13 protein-coding genes are annotated in these 16667 nt (G+C 69.9%); 6 read left to right on the forward strand and 7 right to left on the reverse strand.

The features are described 5' to 3' along the window. The first annotated feature begins 3 nt into the window (after window positions 1-3). Window positions 4-846, forward strand: coding sequence for a BPSS1780 family membrane protein (locus EOD73_RS15105; RefSeq protein ID WP_127683877.1), 843 nt, complete (start codon window positions 4-6; stop codon window positions 844-846). Next, a complete protein-coding gene (locus EOD73_RS15110) occupies window positions 843-1424 on the forward strand; it encodes a tRNA-uridine aminocarboxypropyltransferase (RefSeq protein WP_127683878.1) in 582 nt (193 codons plus the stop codon). The genes EOD73_RS15105 and EOD73_RS15110 overlap by 4 nt, the downstream gene beginning before the upstream one ends. Here the strand turns inward: EOD73_RS15110 and EOD73_RS15115 are convergent. After that, window positions 1411-3741: a UvrD-helicase domain-containing protein gene (locus EOD73_RS15115; RefSeq protein ID WP_127683879.1), complete on the reverse strand. Its 2331-nt coding sequence runs from the start codon at window positions 3739-3741 to the stop codon at window positions 1411-1413. The two genes, EOD73_RS15110 and EOD73_RS15115, sit on opposite strands and share 14 nt — an antisense overlap. Before the next feature lie 693 nt (window positions 3742-4434). Here EOD73_RS15115 and EOD73_RS15120 point away from each other — a divergent pair. Next, complete coding sequence (locus EOD73_RS15120) at window positions 4435-4818, forward strand: YchJ family protein (protein ID WP_127683880.1); 384 nt, start codon at window positions 4435-4437, stop codon at window positions 4816-4818. Then, the gene (locus EOD73_RS15125; protein ID WP_127683881.1) at window positions 4811-5503 is read left to right on the forward strand and encodes a pseudouridine synthase; all 693 of its coding nucleotides are present in this window, start codon (window positions 4811-4813) and stop codon (window positions 5501-5503) included. The genes EOD73_RS15120 and EOD73_RS15125 overlap by 8 nt, the downstream gene beginning before the upstream one ends. Here EOD73_RS15125 and EOD73_RS15130 read toward each other — a convergent pair. Both EOD73_RS15130 and EOD73_RS15135 read right to left on the reverse strand, forming a co-directional pair. Next, on the reverse strand, window positions 5491-7356 hold the full coding sequence (locus tag EOD73_RS15130) for a PAS domain-containing protein (RefSeq protein ID WP_127683882.1): 1866 nt from the start codon (window positions 7354-7356) through the stop codon (window positions 5491-5493). The two genes, EOD73_RS15125 and EOD73_RS15130, sit on opposite strands and share 13 nt — an antisense overlap. Further along, entirely contained in the window at window positions 7353-8840 is a 1488-nt protein-coding gene (locus EOD73_RS15135) for an NAD-dependent succinate-semialdehyde dehydrogenase (RefSeq protein WP_127683883.1), read from the reverse strand. The genes EOD73_RS15130 and EOD73_RS15135 overlap by 4 nt, the downstream gene beginning before the upstream one ends. 80 nt (window positions 8841-8920) lie before the next feature. Here EOD73_RS15135 and alaS point away from each other — a divergent pair, with 80 nt between their 5' ends. Next, window positions 8921-11545 (forward strand): alanine--tRNA ligase, encoded by a 2625-nt coding sequence (alaS, locus tag EOD73_RS15140; RefSeq protein WP_127683884.1) that lies wholly within the window; start codon window positions 8921-8923, stop codon window positions 11543-11545. Window positions 11546-11550: 5 nt separating this feature from the next. Then, window positions 11551-12081, forward strand: a complete 531-nt coding sequence (locus EOD73_RS15145; protein ID WP_240660738.1) for a GNAT family N-acetyltransferase — start codon at window positions 11551-11553, stop codon at window positions 12079-12081. Between the two features lie 72 nt (window positions 12082-12153). On the opposite strand, the gene EOD73_RS15150 is transcribed toward EOD73_RS15145, so the two are convergent. From EOD73_RS15150 to odhB, 4 genes are all read right to left on the reverse strand, one after another. Further along, on the reverse strand, window positions 12154-12576 hold the full coding sequence (locus EOD73_RS15150) for a hypothetical protein (RefSeq protein WP_127683886.1): 423 nt from the start codon (window positions 12574-12576) through the stop codon (window positions 12154-12156). 139 nt (window positions 12577-12715) lie between these two features. Further along, window positions 12716-13813 carry a cell division protein ZapE gene (zapE, locus tag EOD73_RS15155; RefSeq protein WP_127683887.1) on the reverse strand — a complete coding sequence of 366 codons (1098 nt, stop codon included), beginning with the start codon at window positions 13811-13813 and terminating at the stop codon, window positions 12716-12718. A 16-nt stretch (window positions 13814-13829) separates the two neighbouring features. Next, entirely contained in the window at window positions 13830-15254 is a 1425-nt protein-coding gene (gene lpdA / locus EOD73_RS15160; protein ID WP_127683888.1) for a dihydrolipoyl dehydrogenase, read from the reverse strand. Window positions 15255-15414: 160 nt separating this feature from the next. Beyond that, the gene (gene odhB / locus EOD73_RS15165; RefSeq protein WP_127683889.1) at window positions 15415-16662 is read right to left on the reverse strand and encodes a 2-oxoglutarate dehydrogenase complex dihydrolipoyllysine-residue succinyltransferase; all 1248 of its coding nucleotides are present in this window, start codon (window positions 16660-16662) and stop codon (window positions 15415-15417) included. Between the last annotated feature and the right edge of the window lie 5 nt (window positions 16663-16667).

The raw sequence follows: 16667 nt of genomic DNA on the forward strand, positions 1-16667 counted from the left end.
CCCATGCGTTTGACCCTGCACTCCGTTCCCGCCGCCCAGGGCCTGCGCTGGGTGGGCCAAGGCTGGGCGGTGTTCCGCCGCGCGCCCTTGGCGTTCTCGGCCCTGTTGGCCCTGTACCTCGTGGGCGTGATGGTGGCCACGCTCGTGCCCCTGTTGGGACCGGTGGTGGCCATCGGCGCCATGCCGATGCTGTCGCTGGTGTACATGCTGCACACGCACCACTCGCTCCAGCAGCGCCCCCTGGGCTGGGCGCTGTGGGCGCAGCCCTTCAAGCTCAGCGCGCAGCGCACGCGCAGCCAATTGGCGCTGGGCGGCCTGTACGTGCTGGGCATGGTCGGCGTGATGGTGCTGGCCCATGTCACCGATGGTGGCGCCATGGAACGCCTGCAGGACGCGCTGGCGGCCATCCCCCCGGAGGCCAAAGACGCCGCCGAGCAAGGCAACGCGCTGCTCTGGGCCGCGCTGCAAGACCCCGCTTTCCTCAACGGCGTGGCGCTGCGCACCTTCGGCGCGCTGCTGTTGTCGGTGCCGTTTTGGTACGCCCCGGCCCTGGTGCACTGGGGGGGCCAAACGGCGTTCCAGTCCCTGTTCTCCAGCACCCTGGGCCTGTGGCGCAACCGTTCGGCCTTCCTGATGAACGGCCTGGGCTGGATCGGCGTCGTCCTGGCGGCCGGGATGGTGATGGCCCTGCTCAGCGCCTTGTTGGGCTCGCCGGTTTTGATTCAACTCATGGCCATGCCCGCGACCCTGCTGGTGGGCAGCGTGTTTTACGCCGGGCTGTACTTCATGTTCGTGGACAGTTTCCGGTTCACCGCCGACCCGCCGGCGGCCGCCCCCGGCGAATGACGCGCTTGGGCGCGCGCCATTGCGCGCGCTGCGCGCGGGCGCGCTGCCTGTGCGCCCTGGTGCCCGACCCGCCCCTGCAGCACCCGACCGAGGTGGTCGTGCTCCAACATCCCTTGGAGGTGCACGAGGTCAAGGGCACCGCCCGGCTCCTGCAGCTCGGCCTGCGCGGATGCCAATTGCACGTGGGCGAGGAGTTCAGCCCCCTGCCCAACCCCGAAGGCCGCATCGAGGCCCTGCTCTACCCCGGCGAAGGCGCCACGGCCCTGCCGGCCGGCACCCCGCCCGAGCGCTTGCGCCTGTACGTGCTGGACGGCACCTGGCGCAAAAGTCGCCTGCTGCTGCACCGCAACCCTTGGCTGCAAGCCCTGCCCCGTTGGCCCTTGAACGCCCCGCCGCCCTCGCGCTACCGCGTGCGCAAGGCGCAGGCGGCGCACCAGCTTTCCACCTTGGAGGCGGTGGCCTACGCGCTGCCGGCGCCCGCGCCGGTCGAGCCCCTGCTGGCGATCTTGGACGGGCTGGTCGCCGACCTCGGGGCAGCCGCCGCGGCGCGGCGCCAGGCGCCGATCAAATCGGCGTGAGCTTGGCCACCGACAAAGCCAGCCACTTGTCGCCGTGGCGGCCGAAGCGGACGTGGGCGCGCGCGTCGTTGCCGCTGCCCTCCAAGGCCAGCACCACGCCCTCGCCGAACTTGGTGTGGAACACACCCTGCCCCGGGCGCAGGCCGCTGTCGTGGCCGCTCTTGGGCAGCACGGGCGCGGGGGCCGGCGCGGCAGACGCGTTGCCCCAGCGCGGGCGCGGCGGCTCCCAGCCTTCGCGGCCAGCGCCGACGATGCCCTTGAGCCCGCTGCCGCGCTGCCAGGCGCTGGCGTAGTCACGCTCGAAGCCGCTGCCAAAACCGCCGCCCTGCGGCGTCAGCCATTTCAGCGCGTCGGGCGGCAGCTCGTCGAAGAAGCGGCTCTTGACGTTGTAGCGGGTCTGGCCGTGCAGCATGCGCGTCTGGCTGAAGCTCAGGTGCAGGCGCTGACGCGCGCGGGTGATGGCCACGTACATCAGGCGGCGTTCTTCTTCCAGTCCATCGGGGTCGGACAGCGCGCGTTCGTTGGGGAACAAGCCTTCTTCCAGGCCGGTGAGAAACACCGCGTCGAACTCCAGGCCCTTGGCGGCGTGGATCGTCATCAGCTGGATGGCATCAGCGCCCGCAATGGCCTGGTGCTCGCCGGCCTCCAGGCTGGCGTGGGTCAAGAAGGCGGCCAGCGGGCTCATGATCTCGCCGGTTTCGGCGTCGGGCGTGAGGCCCGGGCCCTGGCCAAGCTCGTCCACCGGCAGCGCCACGGCGTCCCGACCGAAGCCCTCTTGGGTGACGAAGCTCTCGGCGGCGGTGATCAGTTCGTCCAAGTTCTCCAGGCGCTCGGCGCCGTCTTTGTCGCTGCGGTAGTGGGCGGCCAGGCCGGAGCCCTCGACCACGTGTTCGACGATGCCGCGCAGGGTTTGGCCCTCGGTGGCGCGGCGCAGCTCTTCCACCAGCGCGGTGAACTTGGCCAGGACTTGACCGGGTTTGCCGCTCAGGGCCGAGACCGACTGCCACAGGCTTCGCCCGCTGCTGCGCGCGGCGTCTTGCAGCTGCTCCAGCGTGCGCGCACCGATGGCGCGGGCCGGGAAGTTCACGACGCGCAGGAAGCTGGTGTCGTCGTTCGGGTTCTCTAACAGGCGCAGGTAGGCCAGCGCGTGCTTGATTTCGGCACGCTCGAAGAAGCGCAGGCCGCCGTAGACGCGGTAGGGGATGCCGGCGTTGAACAGCGCCGACTCCAGCACCCGGCTCTGTGCGTTGCTGCGGTACAGCAGCGCGATCTCGGCGCGCGGCGTGCCGGCGCGGTGCAGGCTTTGCGCCTCTTCCAGCACCCACTTGGCCTCTTCGAAGTCGGTGGGCGACTCGTTCACCCGGATGGGCTCGCCCTGCGGGCCGTCGGTGCGCAGGGTCTTGCCCAGGCGCCGCTCGTTGTGGCTGATGAGGTGGTTGGCCGCGTCCAGGATGTGGCCGCAACTGCGGTAGTTCTGCTCCAGCTTCACCTGCAAGCGAACGCGGTACTCGCGCTCGAAGGCGGCCATGTTGCCCACCTCGGCGCCGCGGAAGGCGTAGATGCTTTGGTCGTCGTCGCCCACGGCGAACACGGCCTGTTGGCCGCCGGGGGGCGCAAAGAGCTTGAGCCAGGCGTACTGCAAGGCGTTGGTGTCTTGGAACTCGTCCACCAGCACGTGCTGGAAGCGCTGCTGGTAGTGCGCGCGCAGCGCGGGGTCGTCGCGCATCAGCTCGTAGGTGCGCAGCATCAGCTCGGCGAAGTCGACCACGCCTTCGCGTTGGCATTGGGCGTCGTACTGGGCGTAGACCTCGATGAAGCGGCGGTCTTGCTCGTCGCGCGGCACCACGTCCTTCGGCCGCTCGGCCCGCTCTTTGGCGTGGGCGATGAAGTGCGCCGCCTGCTTGGCCGGGTAGCGCTCCTCGTCCAGGTTCATGGCCTTGCACACGCGCTTGACGGCGGCCACGGTGTCGCTGGCGTCCAAGATCTGAAAGCCCTGCGGCAAGCCGGCGGCCTTCCAGTGCGCGCGCAAGAAGCGGTGGCACAGGCCGTGGAAGGTGCCGATCCACATGCCGCGCACGTTGTACGGCAGCATGGCCGACAGGCGCGTGAGCATCTCCTTGGCGGCCTTGTTCGTGAAGGTCACGGCCATGATGCCCCCGGGCCCCACGCGGCCCGTGGACAGCAGCCACGCGATGCGCGTGGTCAGCACCCGGGTCTTGCCCGAACCGGCACCGGCCAGGATGAGGCCGGGTTCGCTTTCCAGGGTGACGGCGGCGAGTTGTTCGGGGTTGAGGTGGGCGAGGAGCGTGGAATTCATGGTTGGGGGGATTGTCGTTGGGCGTCGTCACAGGATGCTTGTTCGTCGATGAAGCCCGCAGGGCGCTCCGCCCCTGCGCCCCGGGCTACTTTTTTCTTGGAAAAAGTAGCCAAAACCGCCCGCCCCGACTCCAGCGCCCCAGCCTGCGGCTGGGGTGCCCTGCGCTGCTCAGGTCGCCAGGCCCGCCCGAAACTCCCTGCGCTCACTGCGTTCGCTCCGGTCAAACAGTCGGGCGGAGTCAGTGCTTGAAGCGGGCTCACGCCCGCGCCTGACGCCCTTGCGCTGCTCGGCGCCTCCGAACGGGGCAAACAGCCGAGCAACCAGCAGCCAACAGCCGGGAAACAGCGCAGCAGGTTGAAGTCCGGGCTGTTCGGCATTCGGCTGTTTTGTGTTCGGTTGTTGCCCCGTTCGGAGGCGCCGAGCAGCGCAGTGCAGGGGGGCGCGCGCTTCAGCGCGCTTCGTGAACTGACCCGGGATTGCTGTCTGACCGCAGTGAGCGCAGCGAACGCAGGGAGTTCAATCCCGCAGCCCCCCGGAACGAGCAGCGTAGGGGACCCCTGGCACAGCCAGGGGCGTAGGAGCCGGGGCAGGCGGCTTTCCCCCATTTGGCCAAGACCAAATGGGGTCGGGGTGCAGGGGCGAAGCGCCCTGCGGGCTTCCCCGCCAGGAGCGCCCAGCCAACAATCCCACCCCATGCCCTGCCCCTGCACCCCCACCCGCCCCTACGAGCACTGCTGCGGCCCCCACCATGCGGCCTTCGACCAAACCGGCCGCCTCACCGCCCCCACGGCCGAGGCGCTGATGCGCAGCCGTTACAGCGCCTTCGTGCTGGACTTGCGCGACTACCTGCTGGCCAGTTGGCACCTCCGCACGCGCCCGGAACGGTTGGAAGCGCCTGAAGCCGGCTTGAAGTGGCTGGGGCTCGAGGTCAAGGCGCACCGAGAGATGGGCGACACCGCCACCGTCGCCTTCGTGGCCCGCAGCAAGCTGGGCGGGCGGGCGCACCGGCTGGTCGAGACCAGCCGCTTCGTGCGCGAAGACGGGCAGTGGTTCTACGTGGACGGCGACCTTGCTTGAGTTGCTGTTCGAAGACGCCTGGCTGCGCGCCATCGCCAAGCCGCCGGGCTTGCTGACGCACCGCACGCTGCTGGACGCCCACGAAACCACCAGCGCCCACGAGCAGGCGCAGGCCCAGTGGGGCGAACGCCTGTGGCCCGCGCACCGGCTGGACAAAGGCACCAGCGGCGTGCTGCTGTTCGCCCGCGACGCCGACACTGCCCGCTTGTTGGGCGAGGCCTTCATGGGCGGCCAAACCCGCAAGCAGTACCTGGCCTGGGTCCGCGGCTGGCCCCAAGCCGCCGCCGGCCGTGTGGACCACCCATTGGCCCGCGATCCCGAAAGGCCCAGCGCCGGCCAACCCCTGCTGGACGCGCAAACCGACTGGCAGGTGCTGGACCGGCGCGAATGGCCCGTGACGACGCACTCGGCCTTCGCCACCACCCGCACCGCCTTGCTGCGGCTGGCGCCGCAGCAGGGGCGCCGACACCAGCTTCGCCGGCATTGCAAGCACATGGCGCACCCCATCGTGGGCGACGCCACCCATGGCAAGGGCCCGTTCAACCGGGCCTTGGCGGCCCACTGGGGCGTGCAACGCCTGTGGCTGCACGCGCAGCACCTGGCGCTGGCGCACCCCCACACCGGGGCCGCCCTCGCCATCGAGGCTCCGCTCGGCCCCGAATGGGCGCGGCTTCAGGCCATCTGAAAGGCGTCGACGACGGCGTCGATCTCGGCCTTGAGCGCCTCCGGCAGCTCGGGCTCGGCACCGTCCCAGGCTTGCAGGCCATCGGCCAAACAGGCCGCGCCCAGGCTGCGGGCCAGCATGGCCACGCGTCGGGCGGCGGCGCGGCGCTCGTCGGCCGAGTCGGCTTGACGAACCTGGGTGGGCAGGTTCAACCAGGCAGGCGCCAGCAAGCGGCCGGTCCGCCCCAGGTCGCGGCCCAAGCGGCGTTCGGCCGCAGCGCGGTCGTCCAGGGGGTCCCGGACGGGCGGCTCGGGCGCGGGGTCAGGGGCGGCCACGTCGATGCGGGCGGGCTCGGGCACGGCCTGCAGCACGCCCAACCAGGCGCGCTCTCCGGCCGACTGCGCGCGCGGCTCTGCCCGGCATTGCACCCACAAGGGCGCGCCCAAGGCGGTGCGCAGGGGCAGGGTCAGGTCCCAGCCCTTGGCGTCTTCGGCCAAGGCGTCGTCCAGGGCGTTCTGCAGCGCATGGCGGTGCCCATCGTCGTCCACTTGGTGCACGAACTGGCCCCATCCCATCTCGCCGCCCTGCGCCGGGCGGCCCAGCAGGTGGAAGAACTGTGGGGAGGCCTGCAGCACCAGGCTGTGTTCGTCCAAGCGGAACACGGCGGCCCCGTGCAGGGCCTCGCCGTCGCGCAGCAACTGCCACTGCTGCTGCAGCCCTTGAACGGCATCGCCCACGCGCTGCACGGTGCCGGCGATGCGCTCGGCCTGGCCGTCGGCGCCATAGGCGACCACGGCCGCTTTGATCCACAGGGCCTGGCCCTCCTCGGCCCCCGGCGCCCGCAAGCGCACGACGGCGTCGCGGTGCGTGGCCGTGCCGGCCAGCAGGGGCGCGAACTGGGCGCGGGCCATGGCCCAATCGTCGGGGCTCAGCCATTCGGCCCAATGCGCGAAGGGCCGGCTCAGCAACACGGACGAGGCCGCGCCCACCAGTCGCATGGCGCCCGTGTCCAAGGCGACGCGGTGGGTGTCCAGGTCCACCTGCCAGGTGCCGGTCTGTGCCGCTTCCAGACCTTCGTGCAGGGTGTTGAGCTCCTCGTGCAGGCGATCGCCGTGGGCCTCGGCCTCCGCGCGGGCGTGCGCCAGTGCGTCTTGCTCGGCGTTCCAGCGGGTGCGCTCCAGGCTCCAGGCCTCTCGCTCGGCCTCGGCACGTTGCCGCTCGGCGTCCAAGCTGTCCATTAGCGCCTGATGGGTGCGGGTCTCCTCGGCTTGCAGGGCCTCGAAGCGTGCGGTGGCCTCCACCAGCGCACTGCCGTCCATGGCCACCACGGTGGCGCCCAGCCAGCGGGCCTTGGCGTCGCGCAGCGGTTGCATCTCGAGCTGCCAGTTCAGCGGGTTGCCATGGAGGTCGCTGCCCTGGCAGCTCAGAGCCAGGGCCTGGCCATGCGCCACTGCCGTTTCCAGCTCGGTGCGGGCCTCGCACTCGGGCAAGCCCAGCACCTGTGCCAGGTCGCGGCCCAGCACGTGGGGGCCGTGGCGGTCGGTGCGCTGGCTGAAGGCGGCATTGGCCCAGTCGACATGGCCCAAGCCGTCCAAGGTCAGCACCGGCTGTTGGGTCAACTCCGCCACCTGCGCCTTGCGCTCAGCCGCGCGCTGTCGGCGGGCGGCCCACCAGCGCACGCTGGCCCAGAGCAACAGGCTCCAAAGCACCATCACCAGGGCCATGCCCCCGACGGCCAAGGCCTCGTGCTCGGGCGACGGCGGCCAGGCCATCAAGCGTCCCAGGGCGAACCACGCAGCGGCGGCCGTGCCCAGCGCCACGCCCGCACTCAACAGCAAGACGCCGACCCCGGCGCCGACAACCCGTGCGTTCATGCGCTCACATCCCCCACGCAAACCAGCTTGGTGTCGAGGTACTCGTCCAGGCCTTGGTGACCACCCTCGCGCCCGAAGCCACTTTGCTTGATGCCGCCAAAGGGCAGTTCGGCGCTGCTGATCAGCCCGGTGTTGACGCCGACCATGCCGTAGTCCAGGGCCTCGGCCACGCGGATGACACGGCCGATGTCGCGACTGTAGAAGTAGCCAGCCAGGCCGAACTCGCTGGCGTTGGCCAGGGCAATGACCTGGGCTTCAGTGTCGAACTTGAGCACCGGCGCGACAGGGCCGAAGGTTTCTTCCACGGCGCAGCGCATCTTGGGCGTCACGCCCGTCAACAGCGTGGGTTCGAAGAAGGTGGGGCCCAGGTCGGTGCGCAGGTTGCCCCCGACGCGGGCGGTGGCCCCCAGGGCCAGGGCGTCGTCCACGTGGGCCTTGACCTTGGCCAGCGCCTGCGCGTCGATCAAGGGGCCGACCTGAACGCCCGGCTGCGTGCCCACGCCCAGGTGCAGCGCCGCCACGCGCTCGGCCAGCTTCTCGACGAAGGCGTCGTGGATGCCGGCTTGGATGAACAGGCGGTTGGCACAAATGCAGGTTTGGCCCGTGTTGCGGTACTTGGCCTGCACGGCGCCCTCGACGGCGCTGTCCAGGTCGGCGTCGTCGAACACGATGAAGGGCGCGTGCCCGCCCAGCTCCAGGGACAGGCGCTTGAGCGTGCTGGCGCTTTGCGCCATCAGGATGCGCCCCACCTCGGTGGACCCGGTGAAGCTCAGGTGCCGCACCGTGGGGTGGGCGCACCAGGTTTGGCCCACCACGACCGAGTCCTCGGCGCTGGCCGGCAGCACGGCCAGCACGCCGGCGGGCAGGCCGGCGCGCAAGGCCAGTTCGGCGGCCGCCAGCGCCGTGAGCGGCGTTTGCTCGGCCGGTTTGACCATCACGGTGCAGCCGGCGGCCAGCGCGGGCGCCACCTTGCGGGTGATCATCGCCAGCGGGAAGTTCCAGGGCGTGATGGCGGCGCACACGCCCACGGGCTGACGCCACACCCACTGGCGCTTGTTGGTGTCGCTGCTGGGGATGGTTTCGCCGTACACCCGCTTGCCCTCTTCGGCGTACCACTCCAGGAAGCTGGCGGCGTAGCTGACCTCGCCGCGCGCCTCGGCCAGGGGCTTGCCCTGCTCGGCGGTCATCAGCTGGGCCAGGTCGTCGGCGTTCTGGCGCAAGAGCTGCGCCCAGCGGCCCAGCAACAGCCCGCGCTCGCGCGCGCTGCGCGCGCGCCAGGCCGGCAGGGCCCGCTCGGCGGCCTCCACGGCCAACCGGGCCAAGTCGGCGTCGGCGCTGCTCACCTCCGCCAAGGCGCCGCCGTGGGCCGGGTTGTGCACCGCAAAACGGCTAGGGCCCGTCACCCATTCGCCACCCAACAGGGCGTCGGTGCGCAGCAGGCTGGCATCATGGAGGGCTGGCAGCGCAGTCACGGCATCGCTCATGGGGGTCTCCTCGGTCGGCGAGCCGCGCACTCTAGCCGCTGCGCCGCCCTCCATCTGTAACCGACCCGAGCCGCACCCCGATGAAAGCCGCCGAGATCCGCGCCACCTTCCTGAAGTTCTTCGAGTCCAAAGGCCACGCCATCGTGGCCAGCTCGCCCGTGGTGCCTGGCGACGACCCGACCCTGCTGTTCACCAACGCGGGCATGAACCAGTTCAAGGACGTGTTCCTGGGCTTCGACAAGCGCCCCTACAGCCGCGCCACCACCAGCCAGAAGTGCATCCGCGCCGGCGGCAAGCACAACGACCTGGACAACGTCGGCTACACCGCGCGCCACCACACCTTCTTCGAGATGCTGGGCAACTTCAGCTTCGGCGACTACTTCAAGAAGGACGCCATCGCCTACGCCTGGGAGCTGCTGACCGTTCACTTCAAGCTGCCGGCCGACAAGCTCTGGGCCACGGTGTACGCCGAGGACGACGAGGCCTACGACATCTGGCTGAAGGACATTGGCCTGCCCGCCGAGCGCATCGTGCGCATCGGCGACAACAAGGGCGGCCGCTACATGTCCGACAACTTCTGGATGATGGGCGACACCGGCCCCTGTGGCCCCTGCTCCGAGATCTTCTACGACCACGGCCCCGACGTGGCCGGCGGCCCCCCGGGCTCGCCCGAGCAGGACGGCGACCGCTACATCGAGATCTGGAACAACGTCTTCATGCAGTTCAACCGCACCGAAGACGGGGTGATGCACAAGCTGCCCAAACCCAGCGTGGACACCGGCATGGGCCTGGAGCGCCTGGCCGCCGTGCTGCAGCACGTGCACAGCAACTACGAAATCGACCTGTTCCAAGCCCTGCTGGCCGCCGCCAAGCAGGCCGTGGACGAGGCCGGCGCGGGCGACTGCGACGCCAACAGCCCCAGCCTGAAGGTCATCGCCGACCACATCCGCGCCTGCAGCTTCACCGTCTGTGACGGCGTCATCCCCGGCAACGCCGGTCGCGGCTACGTGCTGCGCCGCATCGCCCGCCGCGCCATCCGCCACGGCTACAAGCTGGGCGCACGCACGCCCTTCTTCCACAAGCTCGTCAAGGCCCTGGTCGCCCAGATGGGCGAGGCCTACCCGGAGCTGCGCCAAGCCGAAGCCCGCGTGACCGAGGTGCTGCAGCAGGAAGAGACCGGCTTCTTCCGCACCATCGCCAATGGCATGGAAATCCTGGAAGCGGCCTTGGCCGGCGGTCAGGGCGTGGACGGCGACACCGCCTTCAAGCTGCACGACACCTACGGCTTCCCGGTCGACCTGACCGGCGACGTTTGCCGCGAACGCGGCGTGGCCGTGGACGAGGCCCGATTCAACGAATTGCTGGAAGAGCAGCGCACCCGCGCCCGCGCCGCCGGCAAGTTCAAGATGGCCCAGGGCCTGGCCTACAGCGGCACGCCCACGGCCTTCCACGGCTACGAGCACCTGGTGTGCGAGACCAGCAAGATCACCGCGCTGTACGTGGACGGCAGCGCCGTCGACAAGGCGCAGGCCGGTGACGACGTGGTCGTCGTGCTCGACCACACCCCCTTCTACGCCGAGAGCGGTGGCCAGGTGGGCGACCGCGGCGAACTGCGCAACGCCACCAGCCGCGTCAGCGTGCACGACACGCTGAAGATTCAGGCCGACGTGTTCGGCCACCACGGCAGCGTGGCCGAGGGCGAGCTGAAGGTGGGCGACGTGCTGGTGGCCCGCGTGGACGGCGAAGCCCGCGCCCACACCACCCGCAACCACAGCGCCACCCACCTGATGCACAAGGCCCTGCGCGAGGTGCTGGGCGCCCACGTGCAGCAAAAGGGCTCGCTGGTCAACGCCGATCGCACCCGCTTCGACTTCGCCCACGGCCAGGCCCTGACGGCCGAGCAGATCGCCGAAGTGGAGCGCCTGGTGAACGCCGAGATCCTGGCCAATGCTGCCACCGACGCGGCGGTGATGGCCCTCGAAGACGCCCAGAAGAGCGGCGCCATGATGCTGTTCGGTGAGAAGTACGCCGACACCGTGCGCGTGCTCACCATCGGCAGCAGCAAGGAACTGTGCGGCGGCACCCACGTGCAGCGCGCGGGCGACATCGGCCTGTTCAAGATCGTCGCCGAAGGCGCCGTGGCTGCCGGCATCCGCCGCGTGGAAGCCGTGACCGGCGCCAACGCCCTGGCCTACTTGCAGACCCTGGAAGACCGCCTCGCACAGATCGCCAGCCGCCTGAAGGTGGCCCCGGCCGATGCGGGACATCGCGTGGACGCCCTGCTCGACCAGATCAAGCAGCTGGACAAGGAGCTGGCCGCCGTCAAGGGCAAGCTGGCCTCCAGCCAGAGCGACGCCCTGGTCGGCCAGGCCATGGACGTGAGCGGCGTGCGCGTGCTGGCCGCCGTGCTGGAAGGCGCCGACAGCAAGACCCTGCGCGACGCGCTGGACAAGCTGCGCGACAAGCTCAAGAGCGCGGCCATCGTGCTGGCCGCCGTGGACGGCGAGAAGGTCAACCTGGGCGCGGCCGTGACGGCCGACCTGACGGCCAAGATCAAGGCCGGCGAGTTGGTCAGCTTCGTGGCCCAGCAAGTGGGCGGCAAGGGCGGCGGCAAGCCCGACATGGCCATGGCCGGCGGCACCCAGCCTGCGGGCGTGCCGGCGGCGCTGGCCAGCGTCAAAGACTGGATCGCGCAGCGCGCCTGATGGGCATGGGCGCCGTCACCATCCGCCGCCCCACCTTGGCCGATGCCCCGGCCATCGCCGCCGGTGTGGGCGATCCGGCGGTGTTCGGTGGTTTGCTGCAGATGCCCTACCCCAGCGAAGCCGCTTGGCGCCAGCGCCTGGAAGACACGCTCAAGCTGGGCGCGAGCGACTGGATGCTGCTGGCCGAGCGCGACGGCGAGGTGGTCGGCCTGGCCGGCCTGCACAGCGTCGGCCCGTCACCGCGGCGGGCCCATGCGCGCATGCTGGGCATGTGGGTGGCCCGCAGCGCCCAGGGCCAGGGCGTGGGCACGGCCCTGATGCAAGCCTTGGTAGACGTGGCCGACCGCTGGATGGGGGTCTTGCGCCTGGAGTTGACCGTCAACGTCGACAACGCGCCCGCCATCGCCCTGTACCGGCGCTTCGGCTTCGAAATGGAAGGCACGCACCGCGGCTACGCGCTGCGCGACGGGGTGCTGGTCGATTGCCACGCCATGGCCCGCTGGAACCCCCAGCCGCCTTCGCGCCCGGGCACCTGAGCCCCAGCCCCAGAAACGACAAAGCCCGGCCAAGCCGGGCTTTTCTTTGGGGCTAAGCGCCCGAGTCGGGCGTCAGACCCCGCGCAACCAGCTGCGCAGCGAGAAGCCGATCAAGCCAGCCCGCTCGCCCGAGGACGACACGCTGCCGCCCCCCCCAACGCTGCCGCGGTCCAGGGACTTGGGCTCCAGGGTCGACGGACGCTCGGCGGCCGACGGCGACGCGCTGCCCTCGCGGGCTTCTTGCATCACCTCGGTCGCCCGTGGCGCGGCCGAGCTGCGCTCGCTGGCCTCGGCATTCGGACGGGCAACGGGGGCGGCCGGCTTGGCCTCGTCGCTGACGACGGTGGGCGGCACCACCGGGGCGGCCGGGGCGCGCTTGCCCGTCACCAGCAAGCGACCCAACTTGACCAGCTCGCTGGCCTGAGACGGGACTTGCGGGACCAAGCTGGCCGACACGACGGTCAGCGACAGGAGCAGAAATCGCAAAGCTTTCATGGAGGCGGGTTCCCAGGACGATGCCACAGGACGTAATGTGCCCAGCCCGCTATTGGACACCAATCCCGAAGTGACGAATTGCACGGATGGCGGGATGACCTGCCAATCCGCTCGACCAATGGCGGCCCGTCCGCGGCGCTCAGGTCAGGCCGGTGTCGACGTCGCGTCGCGCCAGCCCCAGGTACTCGGCCGATTGCATCTCCCGCAAGCGGCTGACCGTGCGGGGGAACTCGTGGGCCAAGGGCCCCTCGGTGTAGAGCTGCTCCGGCTCCACCGCGGCCGACACGACCAGCTTGACGCGACGGTCGTACAGCACGTCCACCAGCCAGGTGAATCGCCGCGCTTCGCTGGCCAGGCGGATGGGCATCTCGGGCACGTCCGAGAGGATCACGGTGTGGAACTGCGTGGCCAGCTCCAGGTAGTCGTTCTGCGAGCGCGGCCCGCCGCACAGGGTCGTGAAGTCGAACCACACCACGCCCCCTGCACGGCGCTTGGCCCGCAGCACGCGCTGCTCGATCAGCAGCTTCGGGTCTTCGTCCTGCGCCTCGGCCAGCTGGTCGAACAGCGCCGCCAAGGCCGCCTCGGCGATCGGGCCCAGTGGGCAGTGGTACAGCTTGGCGTCGGTCAGGGTGCGCCGGCGGTAGTCGACGCCCGCGTCCACGTTGACCACCTCCATCGTGGCCATCAGCAAGGCGATGGCTGGCAGGATGCGGTCGCGGTGCAGGCCGTTGGGGTAGAGCTGGTCTGGGCGGAAGTTGCTGGTGGTGACGATGCTGATGCGGTGCTTTTGCATGCCTTCCAGCAAGCGCAGCAGGATCATGGCGTCGGTCACGTCGGCGACGTGGAACTCGTCGAAGCAGATCAGCCGGTAGCGCCGCGCCATGCGGCGCGTCAGCTCGTCGATGGGATCGGCGATGCCCTTGAGCTCGTGCAACTCGCGGTGCACCTCGCGCATGAACTCGTGGAAGTGCAGGCGCACCTTGCGCTGCAAGGGCACGGCCTGGAAGAAGCAATCCATCAGGAAGCTCTTGCCCCGGCCCACCCCGCCGTACAGGTACACGCCCTTGGGCAGGGGCGGTCGCACCAAGAGCTTGGTGACGGCGTTGCTGCGCCGGGCCTTGTAGGCAATCCAAGCGTCCTCGCAGCGCTGCAGGGCCGCCAGGCCCTGCAGCTGCGCCGCGTCGGCCGTGAAGCCGCGCGCCTGCAACTCGGCTTGGTAGGCCGAGGTCGTGGTCATCGACGGAAGTCCAGGCTCAGAAGTTCAGCGTGCGCTTGTCCACGGCCAGCGCGGCTTCCTTGGTGCTTTCGCTCAAGGACGGGTGCGCGTGGCAGATGCGGGCGATGTCCTCGCTGCTGGCCTTGAAGGCCATGGCGACCACGCACTCGGCCACCAGCTCGCTGGCGAAGGGGCCAATGATGTGCACGCCCAGGATCTCGTCGGTCTTGGCGTCGGCCAGCATCTTGACGAAGCCGGTGGTGTCGCCCAGCGCCCGCGCGCGGCCGTTGGCCATGAAGGGGAACTGACCGGCCTTGTAGGCGCGGCCTTCGGCCTTGAGCTGCTGCTCGGTCTTGCCGACCCAGGCGATCTCCGGGCTGGTGTAGATGACCCAGGGAATGATGTCGAAGTCGACGTGCCCGTGCTGGCCGGCGATGCGCTCGGCCACGGCCACGCCCTCTTCCTCGGCCTTGTGCGCCAGCATGGGGCCGCGCACCACGTCGCCCACCGCCCACACGTTGGGCAGGTTGGTCTTGCAGTCGGCGTCCACCACGATGGCGCCGCGCTCGTCCAGCTTCAGCCCCACGGCTTCGACGTTCAAGCCGATGGTGTTGGGCACGCGGCCGATGGAGACGATCAGCTTGTCCACGGCCAGGGTCTTGGCCTCGCCCTTGGCGTCGGCGTAGGCCACCGTCACGCCGGTCTTGCTGGTCTTGATCTCGCCGATCTTCACGCCGAGCTGGATGTCCAGGCCCTGCTTCTTGAAGACCTTGGCGGCCTCTTTGGCCACGCCCTCGTCCACGGCGGCCAGGAAGGTGGGCATGCCCTCGAGCACGGTCACTTCCGCGCCCAGGCGGCGCCACACCGAGCCCATTTCCAGGCCGATGACGCCGGCGCCGATGACGCCCAGCTTCTTGGGCGCCGCACCGATGCGCAACGCGCCGTCGTTGCTGAGGACCTTGTCTTCGTCGAAGGGCGTGCCGGGCAGCGCGCGGGCGTTGGAGCCGGTGGCCACGACCACGTGCTTGGCCGCCAGCGTGGGTGTGCCGTTGACGCTGATCTCGTACAGCCCGTCCTTGGCCCCGACGAAGGCGCCGCGGCCGTGGAAGAAGCTGACCTTGTTCTTCTTGAACAGGTAGAGGATGCCATCGTTGTTCTGCTTCACCACGGTGTCCTTGCGGGCCAGCATCTTGGCCACGTCGATCTGGACGTTGTCGGCCGTGATGCCGTGCTCGGCAAAGTGGTGGTTCAGGTGCTCGTAGTGCTCGCTGGACTGCAGCAGGGCCTTCGAGGGGATGCAGCCGACGTTGGTGCAGGTGCCGCCGGGCGCGGGGCCGCCCTTGTCGTTCTTCCACTCGTCGATGCAGGCGGTGTTGAAGCCGAGTTGCGCGGCGCGGATGGCGGCGATGTAGCCGCCGGGGCCGCCGCCGATGACGACGACGTCGAATTGCTGGGTGCTCATGTTGAATTCCTTTTCACGCAAAAGCCCCACCGAAGTGGGGCGTAGCGAGCGACCTCAGGGCTAGGCGCGGGTGCCGACGCACCGGAACGTAGCGTCGCTACGTGAGGATGCGGAGGACGGGACCCGCAACGACGCCATGAGGTCGCGCAGTAGCCCTTGCTCAGAGATCGAACAGCAGACGGGCCGGGTCTTCGAGCGCGTCCTTCATGGCCACCAGGCCCAGCACGGCTTCGCGGCCGTCGATGATGCGGTGGTCGTACGACATGGCCAGGTAGTTGATCGGGCGGATCACGATCTGGCCGTTCTCCACCACCGGGCGCTCCTTGGTGGCGTGCACGCCCAGGATGGCCGACTGCGGCGGGTTGATGATGGGCGTGGACAGCATCGAGCCGAAGGTGCCGCCGTTGCTGATCGAGAAGGTGCCGCCGCTGAGCTCTTCCATGCTCAGCTTGCCGTCCTTGGCCTTCTGGCCGAACTCGGCGATCTTCTTCTCGATGTCGGCGAACGACATCTGGTCGGCATTGCGGATGATGGGCACGACCAGGCCGCGCGGCGAACCGACGGCGATGCCGATGTCGAAGTAGCCGTGGTAGACGATGTCGTTGCCGTCGACCGAGGCGTTCAGCACCGGGAACTGCTTGAGCGCGTGCACCGCGGCCTTGACGAAGAAGCTCATGAAGCCGAGCTTGACGCCGTGCGTCTTCTCGAACTTCTCTTGGAACTTCTTGCGCATCTCCATCAGCGGGCCCATGTTGACCTCGTTGAAGGTGGTCAAGATGGCGTTGGTGGACTGCGACTGGATCAAGCGTTCGGCCACGCGGGCGCGCAGGCGGCTCATGGGCACGCGCTGCTCGGGGCGGTCGCCCAGGTTCACGGGCACCGGGGCGGCCACGGCCGGCAGGGGCTTGGCCACGGCGGCGGGCACCGGGGCGGCCACGGGCGCGGCCACGGCGGCGGGCGGGTTGGCCAGGGCGCCGAGCACGTCGCCCTTGGTCACGCGGCCGTCCTTGCCGGTGCCGGCCACGCTGCCGGCGGCCAGGCCGTTGTCGGCCATGATCTTGGCGGCGGCGGGCATGGCCACGCCGCTCTTGTCGGCGCTGGCCGCGGCGGGCGCGGCCGCCGGGGCGGCGGGGGCGGCCGCCGCAGGCGCTGCGGCACCGGCCTTGGCCTCGGTGTCGATGGTGGCGATGACCTGGTCGCTGGTCACCGTGCCGCCACCGGCCACCACGTGGGCCGACAGCACGCCGGCGGCGGGCGCCGGCACTTCGAGCACGACCTTGTCGGTTTCGATTTCGATCAGGATTTCGTCGATGGCGACGGCTTCACCGGGTTGCTTCTTCCATTGCAGCAGGGTGGCTTCGGCCACGGATTCGGACAGCTGCGGGACCTTGACGTCAATGAGTGCCATGGTGT

Source organism: Inhella crocodyli (assembly GCF_004004565.1).
Classification (GTDB): Bacteria; Pseudomonadota; Gammaproteobacteria; order Burkholderiales; family Burkholderiaceae_C; genus Inhella; species Inhella crocodyli.

What these genes read in the sequence shown, in the direction of transcription:
- alaS (WP_127683884.1), top strand. Translation starts at nt 8,921, where the DNA reads ATGAAAGCCGCCGAGATCCGCGCCACCTTCCTGAAGTTCTTCGAGTCC.
- EOD73_RS15130 (WP_127683882.1), bottom strand. Translation starts at nt 7,356, where the DNA reads ATGAACGCACGGGTTGTCGGCGCCGGGGTCGGCGTCTTGCTGTTGAGT.
- EOD73_RS15115 (WP_127683879.1), bottom strand. Translation starts at nt 3,741, where the DNA reads ATGAATTCCACGCTCCTCGCCCACCTCAACCCCGAACAACTCGCCGCC.
- lpdA (WP_127683888.1), bottom strand. Translation starts at nt 15,254, where the DNA reads ATGAGCACCCAGCAATTCGACGTCGTCGTCATCGGCGGCGGCCCCGGC.
- EOD73_RS15110 (WP_127683878.1), top strand. Translation starts at nt 843, where the DNA reads ATGACGCGCTTGGGCGCGCGCCATTGCGCGCGCTGCGCGCGGGCGCGC.
- EOD73_RS15105 (WP_127683877.1), top strand. Translation starts at nt 4, where the DNA reads ATGCGTTTGACCCTGCACTCCGTTCCCGCCGCCCAGGGCCTGCGCTGG.
- EOD73_RS15135 (WP_127683883.1), bottom strand. Translation starts at nt 8,840, where the DNA reads ATGAGCGATGCCGTGACTGCGCTGCCAGCCCTCCATGATGCCAGCCTG.
- EOD73_RS15150 (WP_127683886.1), bottom strand. Translation starts at nt 12,576, where the DNA reads ATGAAAGCTTTGCGATTTCTGCTCCTGTCGCTGACCGTCGTGTCGGCC.
- zapE (WP_127683887.1), bottom strand. Translation starts at nt 13,813, where the DNA reads ATGACCACGACCTCGGCCTACCAAGCCGAGTTGCAGGCGCGCGGCTTC.
- odhB (WP_127683889.1), bottom strand. Translation starts at nt 16,662, where the DNA reads ATGGCACTCATTGACGTCAAGGTCCCGCAGCTGTCCGAATCCGTGGCC.
- EOD73_RS15145 (WP_240660738.1), top strand. Translation starts at nt 11,551, where the DNA reads ATGGGCGCCGTCACCATCCGCCGCCCCACCTTGGCCGATGCCCCGGCC.
- EOD73_RS15120 (WP_127683880.1), top strand. Translation starts at nt 4,435, where the DNA reads ATGCCCTGCCCCTGCACCCCCACCCGCCCCTACGAGCACTGCTGCGGC.